Source organism: Dongia sp. (assembly GCF_041905885.1).
Classification (GTDB): domain Bacteria; phylum Pseudomonadota; class Alphaproteobacteria; order Dongiales; family Dongiaceae; genus Dongia.
This window is the reverse complement of record NZ_JAYRKD010000011.1, coordinates 46,659-62,923: the sequence shown is the minus strand read 5'-3', so window position 1 is coordinate 62,923 and position 16,265 is coordinate 46,659. Positions and strand designations below refer to the sequence as shown.

14 protein-coding genes are annotated in these 16,265 nt (G+C 67.5%); 7 read left to right on the top strand and 7 right to left on the bottom strand.

The features are described 5' to 3' along the window. Nucleotides 1-21: 21 nt before the first annotated feature. Nucleotides 22-825, top strand: a complete 804-nt coding sequence (locus tag ACH2CY_RS13205) for an IclR family transcriptional regulator (RefSeq protein ID WP_395019720.1) — start codon at nt 22-24, stop codon at nt 823-825. A gap of 17 nt (nt 826-842) precedes the next feature. On the opposite strand, the gene ACH2CY_RS13200 is transcribed toward ACH2CY_RS13205, so the two are convergent. From ACH2CY_RS13200 to ACH2CY_RS13180, 5 genes are all read right to left on the bottom strand, one after another. Continuing rightward, nucleotides 843-1,439: a DUF1989 domain-containing protein gene (locus ACH2CY_RS13200; RefSeq protein ID WP_395019719.1), complete on the bottom strand. Its 597-nt coding sequence runs from the start codon at nt 1,437-1,439 to the stop codon at nt 843-845. A 5-nt stretch (nt 1,440-1,444) separates the two neighbouring features. Then, the gene (locus ACH2CY_RS13195) at nt 1,445-2,410 is read right to left on the bottom strand and encodes an aminotransferase class IV (protein ID WP_395019718.1); all 966 of its coding nucleotides are present in this window, start codon (nt 2,408-2,410) and stop codon (nt 1,445-1,447) included. Then, nucleotides 2,407-3,651 carry an aminotransferase class III-fold pyridoxal phosphate-dependent enzyme gene (locus ACH2CY_RS13190; RefSeq protein ID WP_395019716.1) on the bottom strand — a complete coding sequence of 415 codons (1,245 nt, stop codon included), beginning with the start codon at nt 3,649-3,651 and terminating at the stop codon, nt 2,407-2,409. The genes ACH2CY_RS13195 and ACH2CY_RS13190 overlap by 4 nt, the downstream gene beginning before the upstream one ends. Nucleotides 3,652-3,716: 65 nt before the next feature. Further along, nucleotides 3,717-5,333, bottom strand: a complete 1,617-nt coding sequence (locus tag ACH2CY_RS13185; RefSeq protein WP_395019715.1) for an ABC transporter substrate-binding protein — start codon at nt 5,331-5,333, stop codon at nt 3,717-3,719. Between the two features lie 42 nt (nt 5,334-5,375). Then, a complete protein-coding gene (locus ACH2CY_RS13180; RefSeq protein WP_395019713.1) occupies nt 5,376-7,553 on the bottom strand; it encodes a thiamine pyrophosphate-dependent enzyme in 2,178 nt (725 codons plus the stop codon). Between the two features lie 156 nt (nt 7,554-7,709). On the opposite strand from ACH2CY_RS13180, the gene ACH2CY_RS13175 reads away from it, so the two are divergent. Both ACH2CY_RS13175 and ACH2CY_RS13170 read left to right on the top strand, forming a co-directional pair. Beyond that, nucleotides 7,710-8,849 (top strand): acyl-CoA dehydrogenase family protein, encoded by a 1,140-nt coding sequence (locus ACH2CY_RS13175; protein ID WP_395019711.1) that lies wholly within the window; start codon nt 7,710-7,712, stop codon nt 8,847-8,849. Between the two features lie 2 nt (nt 8,850-8,851). Further along, a complete protein-coding gene (locus tag ACH2CY_RS13170; RefSeq protein ID WP_395019709.1) occupies nt 8,852-10,120 on the top strand; it encodes a four-carbon acid sugar kinase family protein in 1,269 nt (422 codons plus the stop codon). Here the strand turns inward: ACH2CY_RS13170 and ACH2CY_RS13165 are convergent. Beyond that, nucleotides 10,117-11,373, bottom strand: a complete 1,257-nt coding sequence (locus ACH2CY_RS13165; protein WP_395019708.1) for an acetoin dehydrogenase dihydrolipoyllysine-residue acetyltransferase subunit — start codon at nt 11,371-11,373, stop codon at nt 10,117-10,119. The two genes, ACH2CY_RS13170 and ACH2CY_RS13165, sit on opposite strands and share 4 nt — an antisense overlap. A 16-nt stretch (nt 11,374-11,389) precedes the next feature. Then, nucleotides 11,390-12,229 (bottom strand): IclR family transcriptional regulator, encoded by an 840-nt coding sequence (locus tag ACH2CY_RS13160; RefSeq protein ID WP_395019707.1) that lies wholly within the window; start codon nt 12,227-12,229, stop codon nt 11,390-11,392. A 166-nt stretch (nt 12,230-12,395) separates the two neighbouring features. On the opposite strand from ACH2CY_RS13160, the gene ACH2CY_RS13155 reads away from it, so the two are divergent. From ACH2CY_RS13155 to ACH2CY_RS13140, 4 genes are read left to right on the top strand one after another with little or no spacing between them, the layout of a single operon-like run. Further along, the gene (locus tag ACH2CY_RS13155) at nt 12,396-13,409 is read left to right on the top strand and encodes an ABC transporter permease (RefSeq protein ID WP_395019705.1); all 1,014 of its coding nucleotides are present in this window, start codon (nt 12,396-12,398) and stop codon (nt 13,407-13,409) included. Nucleotides 13,410-13,422: 13 nt separating this feature from the next. After that, entirely contained in the window at nt 13,423-14,247 is an 825-nt protein-coding gene (locus tag ACH2CY_RS13150) for an ABC transporter permease (protein WP_395019703.1), read from the top strand. After that, nucleotides 14,244-15,263, top strand: coding sequence for an ABC transporter ATP-binding protein (locus ACH2CY_RS13145; protein WP_395019702.1), 1,020 nt, complete (start codon nt 14,244-14,246; stop codon nt 15,261-15,263). Before ACH2CY_RS13150 ends, ACH2CY_RS13145 begins: the two co-directional genes overlap by 4 nt. Continuing rightward, nucleotides 15,260-16,264, top strand: coding sequence for an ABC transporter ATP-binding protein (locus ACH2CY_RS13140; protein WP_395019700.1), 1,005 nt, complete (start codon nt 15,260-15,262; stop codon nt 16,262-16,264). Before ACH2CY_RS13145 ends, ACH2CY_RS13140 begins: the two co-directional genes overlap by 4 nt. Nucleotide 16,265: the final 1 nt, after the last annotated feature.

Sequence of the window (16,265 nt, the reverse complement as noted above, 5' to 3'; positions counted from 1 at the left end):
CCGCAACGGACCGAGAGCGCCATGACCGACAATGCCACGGAGGAGAAGGCCACGGGCACGCAGTTGCTCGACCGTGCCGTGGCCATCCTCAATCACCTTGGCGAGGTCGGGCGGCAAGGCGCGCGGGTTTCCGACATCGCTGAAGAGTTCGGGTTGAACATGTCGACCGCCCACCGGATCATCAGCGGCCTGGAGCGGCACCGCTATGTGGAGCGCGACGAGGCGACCAAGCGCTATCGGCTCGGCCTCGCCCTGTTCGCCTTGGGGGCCAAGGCGGCGGACACGACCGGCATGCGCCGCACCTGCCACCCGGCGCTGATGCGGATCGCCGCCGAAACCGGCGACACGGTGTTCCTGATGGCGCGCAACGGGTTCAACACCGTCTGTGTCGATCGCCAGGATGGCGGCTATCGCATCGACAGCCTGACCGGGCAGGTCGGCGGCCAGATCCCGCTCGGGGTAGGCCCGGCCAGCCAGGCCATCCTCGCCATGCTGCCGGCGAAAGAGGCCGAGATCATCCTCTCGGCCAACCGGTCCCATTATGGCCGCTTCAACGGGCTGACCGTCGATCAGATCAAGCGCGAGCTGCCCGGCATCCGCGAGCGCCGCTTTGCGGTCGATGACGGCCGGCTGGTCGAGGGCATCTCGGCGGTCGCCGTGCCGATCGTCGTGGCCAACGGCGACGTCGCCGGCGCGATTGCCATCAACATGACCAGCGCGCGGCTGCGCAATCGCAAGGTTGAGGATCTGGTCGGCGTCCTCCGCCGCGAAGTCTCCGAGATCGAAGAGAAGATCAACCCGCACGACCTGCCCGCTTCGGGCTGAAGCGATGTTCGGCCGGCTCAGTCCGGAAGAATCTCGCACATCACCGGACGCGGCGTCTTGCCCCCGTTGACGGGCGAGATGTCCATCGGGCAGGCCGAGAAGACGACGACGCCGTCTTCGAGCGCCCGCAGGACCACGAAATCGCCCGCGCGGCTGATCGGCGGTTCCAGGGCGAGCTTGGAATCCCCGGTTACCGGGACGTTCATCCAGAGATTGACCGGATTGGGAACCTGCAGCGAATCGATGCCGATCTCGAACAGCGCGGCGACGAAGTTGTCGCGGCAGTTGGGATGGCCCGGCGCGCATCCGTAGTGCTGATAGAGCCATTTATCGCAGCAGGCGAGCAGCATGTCGTGTTTGCCCGGCGCGCTGTCCGCTTCGAGCTGAAGAAGCGGCGTACGCCGATTGGAGAAGAGCGGCTGGCCGACCTGCGGGAACAGGTTGAACAGCATCCGCCGGGTATGCTCGACGCTGAGATATTCGGACGGGTCGCGATCCCGGAGCGCCCACATGTCCACGGTCTGCGTGCCATGCGTGTTGGTGAGCTTGAGCGCCCTGCCCTTCGGCAGCCGGAAGGCTTTCGATCCGCCGCCGGCGATGACCGTGCCCGGCATCGCGCTCAGTAATAATTGATACCGAAGCTCAGCTTCGGGTCGTAATGCGCGTCCCAGTAGGCCTTCCACACCTGCTTGGTGATGGGGCCGACTTCGCCGTTGCCGACAGGCTTGCCGTCGAGCTCGCTGATCGGCATGACGCCGCCGGCGGTGGTCACGAAGAACAGCTCGTCGCAGCCATAGGCCAGTCCGACCGGAACGTCGTCGAGATGGACCTTCAATCCCAGCCCCGCGGCCAGCTCGAGAACCGTCTTCCGCGTGACGCCCTCGAGCACGCCCTTGCGCGGGGTGAAGAGCGTGCGGTCCTTCACCAGGACCACATTGAAGCCCGAGCCCTCGGTGATGTTGGTGTCGCCGTCCGTCAGGATCGGATACATGGCGCCGCGGTCGCGCGCCTCGAGGATGCCGCGCGTGAAGTCGCCCCATTGCAGGTTCTTCACCTGCGGATCGATCGCGCCGGGCGGAATGCGACGGACGGTGCGCGCGATGATCGCGCTGGCGCCTTTCTTCTGCCGCTCCTCGTCCATCACCCAGAGGAACGGCGTCACCATCAGGTAGCAGAAGTTCTCGCATTCCTCGGGCGCGTACTGCCGGATGTAGCGCAGGCCGCGGGTCACGATCATCATCACATAGGCGTCGCGGATGCCGCTCATCGCCACCATCTCGACCAGCCGGTCGCGCATCTCGGCGCGGCCGATCGGGCTGTGCAGCCGCAGGCGCCGGCAGCTCTCCTCGAACCGGTCGAGATGGTCGTCGAGCCGGAAGTAGCGGCCGTCCCAGACCGCGGGCACGTCATAGGTGAGATCGGAATGCAGGAAGCCCTGGTCCAGGATCGGGATCTTCGCCTCATGGATCGGCACGTATTGGCCATCGATGAAGGCGAGCCCTTGCGCGAGCGGGTTGGTGCTGGCCTTGAGCTCGGCGAGACGGCGGCGATACGCGACGAAGATATGGTCGGTGTAATCGGTCATTGCTGGGTGAACCCTGCCTTGGCGATGTCGGCGAAGGCCCGGTCGGCGGCCTCCATGGCGCGGTCAATGTCGGACGCCTGGTGCGCCGCGCAGAAGAACATGTTGTGCCGCGGGTGCAGGTAGATGCCGTGCCGGAGTGCGGCGGCGCAGAAAGCATTGCCGAGCGCCAGGTCCTTGTCGCCGTCGAACAGCACCATCGGCATCTGCACCGGCCCGGTCTGGCGCAGGCGATAGCCATGCCGCTCGGATGCCGCCTCCAGCCCGTCGCGGAAACGCTGTCCCATCGCCGCGATATGCGTGAGGGCATCGGTTTCCTTCAGGATCCGCACGGTGACCTTCGCCGCGGCCATCGCCGCCGCGCCGTACCAGAAGGATCCGGTGGTGAAGATCTTCGCAGCACCCTCCAGCATCCGCGCGTTGCCGGCGATACTGGCCAGCGGCCAGCCGTTGGCGATCGATTTCGAATAGGCCGCGAGGTCCGGCTGGATGCCGTAGGGCGCCCAGCTGCCGCGGACATCGAGCCGGAACCCGGCCCGCACATCATCCTGAATCAACGCGGCGCCGGTGCGATCACAAGCCTTGCGCGCGGCGGTGAGAAAGGCCTGCTCAGGCAGCTCCTGGTCGCGCTGGATGTCGTGCCGGAACGACGTCATCAGGATAGCCGCGAGGTCTTGGCCGGCCTCGGCCACGGCGGCCTCGAGGCTGGCCACGTCGTTGTAGTCGAACTGGATCAGGTGGGCGCGGTCTTCCGTCGTCACACCGACCGTCGAGGGCGAGCACCAGGGCACCGCGCCGTGGTAGGAGCCGCGCGCGACCAGGACCTTGCGCCGTCCGGTGGCGGCGCGGGCGATGGTGACGCTGACCGTGGTCGCGTCGGTGCCGTTCTTCTGGAACAGCGCCCAGTCCGCATGGTCGATGGTATCGACCAGCAGCTCCGCCAGCTCCACCATGACTTCGGTCGGACCGTTGCCGATGTCGGCGCGCTGCATCTGCGCCAGCGCCGCCTGGTCCACCTCGGGATGCTTGTAGCCGAGGACGTTCGGCCCCCAGGCGCACATGAAATCGATGTATTCGTTGCCGTCGGCATCCCAGACCCGGCAGCCTTCGGAGCGGGAGAAGAACTGCGGATAGCCGGGACCGATGCCGCGCGTCGCCATATGGCCCCAGACGCCGTTCGGCACCACGCGGCGGGCGCGCTGCAGCAGTTCCGTATCCTTGCTGTTGGGCAGGTCGCGACTCATTCGGACACCTTCATTCCAAGAAAAATGCCGGGCGGGATCGCTCCCGCCCGGCTGCACGCACACGCTCAGTATTTGATCTCGGCCAGCGGCAGGTTGCAGCAGGCGCTGTAGCGCACGCCGCTCACCTTGTCGCCATAGGTCAGGATCAAATCCGGGCTCACCATCGGGATGATGATCCGGTCCTTCGCCATCATCTCGCCGGCTTCGAACCAGAGCTTGTTGGCCTCTTCCGGCGTCGCCGCCGCAAGCGCGGCATTGCGCACCGCCGTGATCTTGGTGTTCACGATGGAGGGATCGTTCGCCGCGCCGGCCCGCTTGGCCCAGACCGAGCCCTCGGCCAGGCCGAAGTAGTCCACATAACCGGACGCACCATAGAAGTCCGGCGCGAAGAACACCGCGGTGAGCGGCGTGCCGTCGCCGTTCACCTTCTCGCGCCAGTTGGCGAAGGGAACCGGCGTCAGATCGACCTTGATGCCGACCTTGCTCAGGTCCTGCTGGATCTTCTGCATCATGACCGAGAGGTCCACGCCGTAGACGTTCATGCCGGGATAGGTGGATTCCAGCGTGAAGCCGTCGGCATAGCCCGCCTTCGCCAGCAGCTCCTTGGCCTTGTCGGGATCGTATTTCGGGATCTCATGCCCGTCGCCGCCCGGGAAGCCCAGGGGGATCGCCGCCGCCATCGGCTTGCCGGCGCCGCCGAGGGTCACGTCGATCAGGCCCTGGCGATCGATCGCCAGCGAGATCGCCTCGCGGACTTCCGGGGTCAGCTTGGCCTGGAGTCCCTTCGCGCCGGGCGAGAGCGCGATGTAGAGGAAGTTGAAGGAGGTCGCGCGCTCGACCTTCACATTCGATCCTTCCAGCGACTTCGCGGTGTCGGGATCGATCTGCATCGCGATATCCGCCGAACCCGACTGCAGCAGCTGGGCCTGGGCGACCGCGTCCTTCACCTGGCGGAAGACCACCGCCGGCACCAGCGCCTTCTTGCCCCAATAGGCGTCATTGCGCTTCAGCCGCAGCTCGGCGTTGGGCTCGTATTTCTCCAGGACGAAGGTGCCGCTGCCGGCGGAGTTGGCCAGCAGCCATTCCTCGCCCTTGTCCTTCTCCGCGGCGCCTTCGTCGGCGAGGCCGCCATGCTCCGCCACGACGTCGCTGTTCAGGATCGCCATGTTCGGTGCGGCGACCATCTGCGGAAACTCGGAATTCGCCAGGGTGAGCTTGATCAACACGGTATGCGCATCCGGCGCCTCGATCGAGGCGATCGAATCGGTGAAGAAGGCGGCGTTGCCTTTGAGGTTCTTAAGGCGCTCGAAGCTCCACTTCACATCCTTCGCTTCGACCGGCGACCCGTCGGAGAACTTGGCCGCCGCGTTGAGCTTGAAGGTGAACTCGGTCATCTCCTTGTTGGAGGCCCAGCTCTCGGCCAGCAGCGGCACGGTCTTCATGTCCTTGTCGAGCGTGGTCAGCTGCTCGTAGACCGCCGAATCATAGATCTGGCAGGTGTCGCACCAGGCGCGCGACGGATCGAGCGAGTTGATGTCCATGTCGCGCGCGATGACCAGCGGCCGGTCCTGCGCCTGCGCCGCGAAGTTCGCGGTGCCGATGACGGCGGCGGTGACCGCCGCCGACAGCAAGGCCGCACGCCGCGAAGCGCGAAGCCATTGTGAGGTTACTCCCTTACGCATTGCTCTCTCCTGTGGTGTTGAGGGAACGCGGCCGGCAGTTGTTCAGCCTGTTTCCGCGAGGGTTGATAATGCTGTCCTGACATCGTCGGCATTGGCCAAGGCGGCCTTGTTGAGCACGGCGGACACCGTCGGCGCCGAAAGGCTGCCGGTGACCCGCAGGATCTCGTAATCGAGGAAGTCGAAGAAGCGGTTCTGGATCTCGTCGGCCCAGCGGGCGCCGAGCGATTGTCCGCGCGCGGTCTGCTCGGCGATCAGCACCCGGCCGGTCTTGGCGATCGAATCCCCGATCAGGTCCCAGTCCATGCCGAAATGGTCGAGATTCCGGAGGTCGATGATCTCGGCATCGATCCCGCCCTCCTCCGCCGCCTTCACCGCATTATGGACCATCACCGAGGTGGCGAGCACCGTGCAGGCCGACCCCGGCCGCACGATGCGCGCCGAGCCGAAGGGGATGCAGAAGTCACGGTCGCCTTTCGGCACGTCGAACTCGCGCTGATAGAACTCGGTATGCTCGAGGATCAGCACCGGGTCGTTGCAGCGCAGGGCGCTGTTCATCATGCCGATATAGTCGAAGGCCGTGGTCGGCGAGAAGATCCGCCAGCCGGGAAACATCGCGAACAGGCCGGACGGATCGGCGGAATGCTGCGAGCCATAGCCGGTATGCGGCGAGACCCGGCAGCGCAGCACGATCGGCACCGGAAATCCGTCGCCGAACATATGGCGCACCTTGCCGACGCCGTTGCCGATCTGGTCGGCGGCGACCAGGCAGAAGTCGCCGAACATGATCTCGACGATCGGGCGCAGTCCGTTGAGCGCCGCGCCGAGTGCGACACCGGTGAAGCCGTTCTCCGAGATCGGCATCGCCAGCACCCGATCCGGCCATTTCTCCAGGGCGCCCTTGGTGAATCCGCTCACTCCGCCCTTCATCTGGTGCACGTCCTCGCCCAGGACGACGATGGTCGGGTCGCGCTCCATGTTGGCGGCGATCGCGTCGGAGGCCGCGGTGATGAACTTCAGCTTCTCGGTCGGCCCCTGCTGCATCTCCTCGTGCGAAAGAAGCCGCGCATCCGAAAGCTCCGAGAGATCGCCGAGGATGCCGCGATCGACATCGGCGGCTTGCGGCCAGAGCGCCTGGGGGATTCGCAGCGCATTGCCGCCCGGCACCGGCTCGGTCAGGCGCGCGGCGGCGCCGGCCACGCGCTCGGTGACCACCTGGTCGATGCGGGCAAGCTCGTCCCCGCCGGCGATGCCGAAGCCGGTGAGGCGCGCTTTGGCCAGCGCGATCGGGTCGCGGGCGCGCCATTCCGCCTCTTCCTCGGCGCTGCGATAACCGAAGTCGCTGCCGGCGCGGCTGCCGCTCTGGTGGAAGAAGCGGTAGCAGAGCGCCTCGACCACGACCGGGCCGCTTTCCACCTCGATGATCCGCCGCGCTTCCTGCATCGCCCGATGCACCGCGACCACGTCCATGCCGTCGCATTCGATCGAGGGAATGCCCAGCATCGCGCCGCGCGCGGTCTGCCGGGTCTCGCGGGTCACGTCGTTGATCCGCGTCGCGACGCCGTAGAGATTGTTCTCGATGAAGAAGATCGCCGGGACGCTCTGCGAGGCGGCGATGTTCATTGCCTCATAGCTGGCGCCGGCCTGCGCCGCGCCGTCGCCGAAGAAGGTGACCGAGATATTCTTCCGGCCGAGCATCTTGTCGGCCAGCGCATAGCCGACCGCGTGCGGCGGGTTGCCCCCGACGATCGCCGAGGTGCCGACGATGCCGGCATCCGCATAGCGCATATGCATCGAGCCGCCGCGTCCGCCGCAATAGCCCGGCGTCAGCCCCATGATCTCACCCATGAAGCGATGAATCGCCTCATCCATCTCGGGCGTGTAGGCGTCGCTGCGAATGTCGAAACCGGCTGGCAGCACCGCGCCGACCAGCTTGGTCAGCGCCTGGTGATGCGCACGATGCGTGCCGTTGATCTTGTCGCTGCCCTTGAGCACGGACATCGCGCCGACCGCGCCCGCCTCCTGGCCGATGCTCGCATGCGCCGGGCCGTGGATGAGACCGGCCTTCTCGAGCTCCAGCAGCTTCTCCTCGAAGCGCCGGATGAGCATCATCTGGCCGTACCAGTTCACCAGGTCGCGCGCATCCTCCGACTGCCAGTCCTTCGGCTCCAGCTCCAGCCGGAACCAGGGAGCTGACGGAGAAAGCGGCATCTGTCGCGCCATCCGGACCCTCGCCTGTCGATCTTGCGATGCCGTCTTCAATGCGGCATTTCTTGTTTGTGGAATTTAATTCCGTTTTCTATTGCGGCTCACATTAAGCCGTGCCAGCCTTGCCTCGCAATAGAAATCTTGGCGCGAACCGCCGCTGAGGAGAGCCCCTTGATCCGAGATCAAGACGTCCTGGAAAGCCTCCGGGAGACCGTCCGTCGCTTCGTCCGCGATCGGCTGATTCCCGCCGAAGCCCAGGTCGAGAACGACAACGCGATCCCGGCGGCGCTGGTCGAGGAGATGCGGGGGCTCGGGCTGTTCGGCATGTCGATCCCCGAAACCTATGGCGGCCTCGGCCTCACCATGGAAGAAGAGGTCACGATCGCACTCGAGCTCGGCTACACCTCGCCGGCTTTCCGCTCGGTCATCGGCACCAATAACGGGATTGGTTCGCAAGGCATCATTGTCGACGGCACGCCGGCGCAGAAGGATTACTGGCTGCCGCTGATGGCGCGCGGCGCGGTGATCGGTTCTTTCGCCCTGACCGAACCGGATTGCGGCTCCGACGCGGGCGCCATCGTCACCCGGGCCGAGCGCGACGGCGATCACTACGTCCTGAACGGCACCAAGCGCTACATCACCAATGCGCCGGTGGCCGATGTCTTCACCTTGATGGCCCGGACCGGCGGGCCGGGGCCGGGCGGCATCAGCGCCTTCCTGGTGCCGAGGGACAGTTCGGGGCTCAGCCTCGGCCCGGTGGACAAGAAGATGGGGCAGCGCGGCACGCGCACCTGCGACGTAATCCTGCAGGACTGCCGCGTTCCGGCCGAGGCGATCATCGGCGGCCAGGAAGGCCAAGGTTTCAAGACCGCGATGAAGGTGCTGAACCGCGGCCGCCTGCATATCGCCGCGGTCTGCGTCGGCGCCGCGCAGCGGCTCTGCGACGAATCCGTCAGCTTCGCCCGCAACCGGGTGCAGTTCGGCAAGCCGATCGCCGAGCACCAGCTGGTCCAGGCGATGCTGGCCGACAGCGCGACCGAGACCTTTGCCGGGCGCTGCATGGTGATCGAGGCGGCGCGCCGCTTCGATGCCGGCCAGCGCATCATCCTGGAGGCGGCCAGCGCCAAGCTGTTCTGCTCCGAGATGGTCGGCCGGGTCGCCGACCGCGCGGTGCAGATCCATGGCGGCGCCGGCTATATGCAGGATTATGCGGTGGAGCATTTCTTCCGCGACGTCCGCCTGTTCCGGCTCTATGAGGGGACCTCGCAGATCCAGCAGATCATCATCGCCCGCGAACTGACGGCGGCGTGACGATGGCGCAAAGACTGGGCATCGTCGGCGACGACTTCACGGGCGCGATGCTGATCGCGGGCGAGCTCGAGGCCGTGGGCGTGCCCTGCCCGATCCTGTTCACGCCCACCGCCCTGACGGCGAGCGAGACCGCGCCGGTGGTGATGCTGGCGACCCGGGCGCGGGTGGCGCCGCGGGCCGAAGCGCTGGCGATCCTGGAAGACGCCGCCAAGGCCTTTGCCGCCGCCGGCTACGACAAGCTCGCCTACAAGGCCTGTGCCTCCTTCGATTCCACGGCGACCGGGAACATCGGCACCGCCGCCGACTTCCTCGCGGCGCGCGCCGGACGGCCGGCGCTGCTCAATGCCGGCGCGCCGCGCTACAACGTGACGGTGTTCGAAGGGCATCTCTTCTACCGCGGCACCCTGGTCTCGGAATCGATCAAGCGCTTCGACCCGCTGACGCCGATGACCGATCCCAACCTCATCCGCTTCCTCTCGCACCAGACCGAGCGGCCGATCGCCTTGTTGCCGCACGGCAAGCTGCAGGGCGGAATCGAATCCGCGCGCCAGGCTCTGGCCGACGCCGGCGCCCAGCATGGCGGGCATGTTCTCACCGACACCGCCGACGACAACGACGTGGCTGTGGCGGTGAAGCTCGCCATCCAGACCGGCGCGCCGGTCGTCGGCAGCGACCCCATGGTCTTCGAATATGCCCGGAACCTGGCGGGCGTCGGCGGCCCGCCGAGCGCGACCCCGTCCCATGTCGACGGTCCCGCCGCCGTCCTGGTCGGCAGCGTCGGGCCGATCGCCCTCGGTCACCTCGCCCGCTTCGAGCAAAGCCACCCGGTGTTGAGACTGAATGTGCAGGATGCACGGCCGGAGGAAGCCCGCGTGGCGGAAGCACTTGCCTGGACCGATGCGCATTTCGGACGCAGGCCTTTCGCCATCACGACCGCTGAGGATCCGGATGGCGTCGCGCGCGCCCAGGCCGCGTTCGGCGCGCTCGGCGCCGCCCGCAAGGCGGAGGCCTTGCTCGCCGCCATTGCCAAGCGGCTCTATGAAAAAGGCGCGAAGCGGATCGTCGTCGCCGGCGGCGAGACCTCGGGCGCGGTGGTTGCCGCCCTCGGCCTCTCCCGCGCGCGCGCCTTGCCGGCCGGACCGCTCGGCGGCGGCTTCTGCATCGCGGAGGGACCCGCCGGCCCGGTCTCGCTCTACCTGAAGTCGGGAAAGCTCGGCGCCGAGGACATCCTGGAGCGGGCCATCGAGTTCATGCAGCCAAAGGCCCCCTAAGAAACGCTGCGCGCCAGCTCCGCCAGTATGCGCATCGCGAGCTTCGGTCGCTCCAGGTGGGGCATATGCCCGCACTGCTCGATCGCATGCAGCGCGACATTGCCGGGCAGGTCGCGGCTGAGCGCGAAGGGCAGGATGCGGTCGGCCCTGCCGAAGACGACACGGACGGGGATCTCCAGGGCCGCCAGCTCCTTGCGGATCGAGAAGGCCGGCGTTCCATCCGGAAAGTAACGCACGGCGAAGGCGCGTTGCGCCTCGATCAACCCGGCGTCGCGACGGCTTTCGCTGGCCGCCCGCAGGAAGGATTCGGAAATCACCGCCGGATCGGCGACCAGCTCGAGCAGCCAAGGCTTCAGGCTGGCGGCCTCGCGGGCGCGCAGCATGCCGTCCACGAAGGCCATGTTCATCTCCGGCCCGAGGCCGGCCGGCGCGAACAGGCCGAGCGCACGCACTTCGACGCCCCCGCGGGCGGCGATGCGCGTGGCGACGGCGGCGCCGAAGGAATGCCCGGCGAGAACCGCCGGCCCGCCGGTCTCCGCGAGGATCGCCGCCTCGACCTGCGCGGCCAAGGCGTCGAAATCCGCGGGGATCTCGCGCGGCGAGCGGCCATGGCCCGGGAGATCCAGGGCCAGCACCGGATGCCGGATCGAACCGCCGGCCAGCATGCCGCGCCAGTTGTTGATATCGGCGGAGAAGCCATGGAGCAGCACGAGCGGAGCGCCCTCGCCCTGCCGCAGCCACTGGGCGTTGAGCGGCGCGCCCGCGCGCGATGCCGCAAGCCGCGGCGCCACCGGCCGGTCAATTTTCGCCAGGACATCGGACCGCTGCACCCGGCCACGCGGACCGGTGCCGGCCATGCCGGTGAGGTCGATGCCATGCTCCAAGGCCAGACGGCGCGCCAGCGGTGTCGGATTGGGATCGCGCCGCGCACGGGCAGCCGGCTGAACGGCGGCAGGCTTCGGCGCGGGTCGCGGCGCTCCGGCCGGCGCTCCGGGCCGTTTCGCCGCGGGCGTCTCGCCCGGCGCGAAGATCATCGCGACCGGATCGCCGACCTCGACCTCTTGGTCGGCGGCCGTCATCTGTCCGATCACGCCATCGGCCGGTGCCTCGACCTCGACCGCGGCCTTGTCGTCCTCGATCTCGAACAGGATCTGGCCCTGGCGCACCTGGTCGCCTTCGGCGACCATCCAGCGGGCGATTTTGCCGCTGGCCCGTTCCAGGCTGACCTTGGGATAGAGGACGTGCGAAGGCATGGCTGTTCCTTGCCGCTCAATCGGGCCGCTTGCGGGGCGCAGGTCCGGGATCCGCCTGGCCCTGGAGTCGCGCATGCATGCGTTTGCCCAGCTGGACCAGCGCCGGGCCGACTTCCTTCATGCATTTCTCACGCGGCAGAATATCGACGATGCCGCCGCAGGTGAGGGCGACCAGCTGCGACCCGTCGGTCGGGCGAAAGGCGACGCCGACCGCGTTGATATAGCTGTACCAGGCCCCGAAACTCGCGACGAAGCCGCGCTTGGCGTATTGCGCACGCGCATCGTTCACGTGGCCCAGGATCTCCTTCGCCTTGCCGGGCTCCAACCGCACGATCTGCTCGAGCAGGGCCTCGCGCCGCTCCGGCAACATCTCCGCCATGTAGGCGAGCCCCATCGCGGTCCGCCAGATCGGCAGCCGAGAGCCGACGTTGAGGCGCAGCGAGACCGGGCTCATCGAGCGGCAGTTCGCGAGATAGACCATCTCGACCCCGTCCCGGGTGCCCAAAGCCGCGGCGGCGCCGGTGTCGTCGGCGAGCTCCTGCATCAGCGGCCGCGCGACATGCACGACCGGGCTGGAGCTCAGCGCCGAATAGCCGAGCGATACCGTCGCCGGCCCGATGCTGTAGCGGCCGAGCGATTCGTCGTAGGTGAGGTAGCCGAGGCCGACCAGCGTGTAAGTCAGCCGGGAGATCGTCGCCTTGGGCAGGCCGGTGCGCTCGATGAAATCCTGGTTGCCAAGCGACGCGTCATCGGCGGTAAAAGCGCGTAGGATATGCAGGCCGCGCGTCAGCGCGGCGGAGAAGTTGCCCTCCTCCTCGCCCCCGCGCTCAGCCGTGGCTTTCGCCCGCTTTCTCACGTCTCGTCCTCAGACCGGTTTCGCGCTCAGAAAATGGAATTTAATTTCAATTACGTTGACGGGCGGGAGGCCTGTTGTCAATATCGCATCTGAGTTTTGCCGCAACGGGGCCAGCAAAGACCCATCGGGTGGAAGTGCATCGAGCGGCAGCACAGGAAGGACCAGCGTGACCCGATACATCCTGCGCCGCTTGCTCGCGATGCCGTTCCTGGTGCTTGGAATCGTCACGCTGGCATTCCTGCTGACGACCGTCACCAAGGGCGATCCGCTGACCGCCATCGTTTCCGACCGGCAGATGAACAACCCCGAAGTCGTCGCGGCCGCCAAGGCGCGCTGGGGCTTGGATCGCAGCCTGCCGGAACGCTACGTGATCTATGTCGGCAACCTGCTGACCGGTGACATGGGCACTTCCTTCATCACCCGGCGGCCGGTAGCGCAGGATATCCTCTACCGGCTGCCGGCGACGCTCGAGCTGGTGATCTCCGCGATGCTGATCGGCTCGACGATCGGCATCGCGCTCGGCGTGCTCGCCGCCTATTACCGGAACACGGCGATCGACCACGCCGCGCGCTTCTTCGCCCTGTTCGGCTCCTCGCTGCCGGTGTTCTGGATCGGCCTCGCCTTGCTCTTCGTGTTCTCGGTCAAGCTCGGCGTGCTGCCGGGGCCGGGGCGCATGGATGCGCGCATGGCGGCACCGCCGGAGCTCACCGGCTTCCTCACCCTCGACGCCCTGCTCAGCGGCAACTTCCCGGTCCTGATCGACGCGCTCTGGCACCTCATTCTCCCGGCCTTCGTACTCGGCTGGGCGGTCGCCGGCACGATCTCGCGGCTGGTGCGCGCCAACATGCTGGAGGTGCTGGGCCGCGAGTTCATCCTGACCGCGCGCGCCAAGGGCGCCGGCGAATTGCGGGTCGTGCTCCGGCACGCGCTCCGCAATACCCTGGTGCCGACCTTGACCGTGATCGGCTACTCCTTCGCCTATCTGCTGACCGGCGCGGTCTTGACCGAGACCATCTTCTCCTGGCCGGGCATGGGCTCCTATGCAGTCTCCGCGGCACGCGGGCTGGACTTCCCGGCGATCATCGGCGTCACCATCGTCGGCGGCGTCGTCTTCCTGATCACCAATCTCTTGACCGACATCGCCTATGTCGTCGCCAACCCGCGGGTGAGGCTCGGCTAGGATGGCGCTCTCGATGACATTGCCGGCGCTGAACCGGACCCGGATCTCGGTGCCGCTCGCCATCGGCATCCTGGTGGTCCTGTTCTGGCTAGCCGCAACCCTGCTGGCGCCGGTCCTGAGCCCGTTCGATCCGATGGACATGGTGGCGAAAAGGCTGCAGGCGCCGAGCTGGAAGCATTGGCTCGGCACCGATGCGCTCGGCCGCGACGTGCTGTCCCGCACGCTCTACGGCGCCCGGCATTCGCTGCCGATCGCCGTCATCGTCGTCGGCATCGCGGTCTCGATCGGCGCCATGCTGGGGGCAATCTCCGGCTATCTCGGCGGCTGGGTGGATGCGGCGATCATGCGGCTGGTCGATGTCACGCTTTCCTTCCCGCCGATGCTCCTGGCGATGGCCGTCGCCGCCTCGCTCGGGCCCGGTCTCGGCAATGCCACCATCGCCATGGTGATCGTGTGGTGGCCGGTCTATGCGCGGCTGATGCGCGCGCAGGTGCTGGAAGTGCGCGAGCGCGAGCATGTCGAGGCCGCGATCGCGGCCGGTGCCAGCCGGCCGCGCATCCTGGTGAAGCATATCCTGCCGCTCTGCTGGACCCCGGTCCTGATCAGCGCGACCATGGATCTCGGCCAGGTCATCCTGCTCGCGGCATCCTTGAGCTTCATCGGCCTCGGCGCCACGCCGCCGACGCCGGAATGGGGCTCGATGATCTCCGAAGGTGCCGCGCAATTCTATTCCTGGTGGGTCGCCTTCGGCCCCGGCATGGCGATCCTCACCATTGTCCTCGGCTTCAACTTCATCGGGGACGCGCTGCACGACCACTTCGACCCGAAGTCGAAATGAGCGCCGCTGTGAAGACGCCCCCGGCAGCCGATCCCGCAACGCCGCTGTTCGAGGTGCGCCACCTGCGCGTCTCCTTCGAGCGCGCCGGCGTCGCCCTAGAGGCGGTCCGCGGCATCGACCTGACGCTGCATCATGGCGAGGTGCTCGGGCTGGTCGGTGAATCCGGCTCGGGAAAGTCGGTCGGCATGCTGGCGGCGCTCGGTTTGCAGCCTGAGACCGCGCGGGTGCGCGGCTCGGTCAAGTTCAAGGGCCGCGAGCTGGTCGGCCTGCCGCGACGGGAGATGCGCGCCTTGCGCGGCTCCCGCATCGCCATGATCTTCCAGGATCCGCTCTCCTCTCTGAATCCGGTGATGACCGTCGGCGCGCAGATCGTCGAGGTCCTGCGCCTGCACAACACCGCCCTGTCCGCAAAGGCCGCGCTGGAGCGGGCCGAGGAGCTGCTGTCGCTGGTTGCGATCCCGCAGCCCGACCGGCGCCTCAGGCAATATCCGCATGAATTCTCCGGCGGCATGCGCCAGCGCGTGATGATCGCGATGGCGGTGGCCAACGACCCCGACCTCTTGATCGCCGACGAGCCGACCACCGCGCTCGACGTGACCGTGCAGGCGCAGATCATGGAAGTGCTGGAAGGATTACAGGCCCGGCTCAATCTCGGCGTCATCCTGATCACCCATGACCTCGGCGTGCTCGCCGGGCATGCCGATCGGGTCGCCGTGATGTATGCCGGCGAGATCGTCGAGCAGGCCGGCATCGACGATATCTTCGCCCGCCCCAGCCATCCCTATACGCGCGGCCTCATCGAATCCATTCCCGACATGGCGGTCGAGCGCGAGCGCCTGTTCTCGATCGACGGCACGCCGCCGCCGCTCGGGCGCCTGCCGGGCGGCTGCGCCTTCCACCCGCGCTGCCCGCAGCGCCAGGTGGTCTGCACCGCGACCGCGCCGGCATTTCACGGCGACGCGCGCCACAATGCGGCCTGCCATTTCGCCGACCTGCCTGATGGAGATACGGCATGACGACGCCGATCCTCTCCGTCAAAGACCTGGTGAAGCGCTTCCCGGTCAAAGGCGGCCTCATCTTCGAGCGCACGGTCGGCCATGTCGACGCCGTCGCGGGCGTATCCTTCGACGTCCAGCCGGGCGAGACCCTGGGCCTGGTCGGCGAATCCGGCTGCGGCAAGTCCACGCTCGGGCGCTGCGTCCTGCGGCTGCTGGAGCCGACCTCCGGGCAGACGCTGTTCCGCGGCCGCAACATCAACGACGCGCCCCCGCAGGAAATGCGCGACTTGCGCAAGCATATCCAGCTCGTCTTCCAGGACCCCTATGCCTCGCTGCATCCGCGGATGACGGTCGCCGAGAACATCGCCGAGCCGCTCCGGATCAGCGATCTCTCGGCCGAAGCGCGCAAGGCGCGGGTCGCGGAGATGCTGTCCGTGGTTCGCCTCAACCCGGAGCATGCCGAGCGCTATCCGCATGCGCTTTCCGGCGGCCAGCGCCAGCGCGTGGTGATCGCCCGCGCCCTCGCCCTCCAGCCCGAGCTGCTGGTCCTGGACGAGCCGGTCTCCGCCCTGGACGTCTCGGTCCAGGCCGGCGTGCTCAATCTCTTGAAGGACATCCAGGCCAAGTTCGGCACGGCCTTCGTCTTCATCGCCCACGACCTCTCGGTGGTGCAGCATCTCTCGGACCGCGTCGCGGTCATGTATCTCGGCAAGCTCGTCGAGATCGCGGAGAAGCGCCGGCTCTACCGCGCGCCGATGCATCCCTATACCCAGGCCCTGATGTCCGCGGTGCCGCTGGCCGATCCGAAGCGCGAACGCACGCGCCAGCGCATCGTGCTCAAGGGCGAGGTGCCGAGCCCGATCAATCCGCCGTCGGGTTGCCGCTTCCGCACCCGCTGCCCGATCGCCCAGCCGGTCTGCGCCGAGCTCGAGCCGCCGCTCGAGCAGAAGGCGCCGAGCCAGGCCGTCGCCTGCCACTTCGCCAAGGCCATCGAGACCGGCCTGGTCGGCGGCAGTTGAG

Excerpts from the sequence above, each read along its gene's own strand:
- ACH2CY_RS13205 (WP_395019720.1), top strand. The coding sequence starts at position 22 with ATGACCGACAATGCCACGGAGGAGAAGGCCACGGGCACGCAGTTGCTC.
- ACH2CY_RS13200 (WP_395019719.1), bottom strand. The coding sequence starts at position 1,439 with ATGCCGGGCACGGTCATCGCCGGCGGCGGATCGAAAGCCTTCCGGCTG.
- ACH2CY_RS13195 (WP_395019718.1), bottom strand. The coding sequence starts at position 2,410 with ATGACCGATTACACCGACCATATCTTCGTCGCGTATCGCCGCCGTCTC.
- ACH2CY_RS13190 (WP_395019716.1), bottom strand. The coding sequence starts at position 3,651 with ATGAGTCGCGACCTGCCCAACAGCAAGGATACGGAACTGCTGCAGCGC.
- ACH2CY_RS13185 (WP_395019715.1), bottom strand. The coding sequence starts at position 5,333 with ATGCGTAAGGGAGTAACCTCACAATGGCTTCGCGCTTCGCGGCGTGCG.
- ACH2CY_RS13180 (WP_395019713.1), bottom strand. The coding sequence starts at position 7,553 with ATGGCGCGACAGATGCCGCTTTCTCCGTCAGCTCCCTGGTTCCGGCTG.
- ACH2CY_RS13170 (WP_395019709.1), top strand. The coding sequence starts at position 8,852 with ATGGCGCAAAGACTGGGCATCGTCGGCGACGACTTCACGGGCGCGATG.
- ACH2CY_RS13165 (WP_395019708.1), bottom strand. The coding sequence starts at position 11,373 with ATGCCTTCGCACGTCCTCTATCCCAAGGTCAGCCTGGAACGGGCCAGC.
- ACH2CY_RS13150 (WP_395019703.1), top strand. The coding sequence starts at position 13,423 with ATGACATTGCCGGCGCTGAACCGGACCCGGATCTCGGTGCCGCTCGCC.
- ACH2CY_RS13145 (WP_395019702.1), top strand. The coding sequence starts at position 14,244 with ATGAGCGCCGCTGTGAAGACGCCCCCGGCAGCCGATCCCGCAACGCCG.
- ACH2CY_RS13140 (WP_395019700.1), top strand. The coding sequence starts at position 15,260 with ATGACGACGCCGATCCTCTCCGTCAAAGACCTGGTGAAGCGCTTCCCG.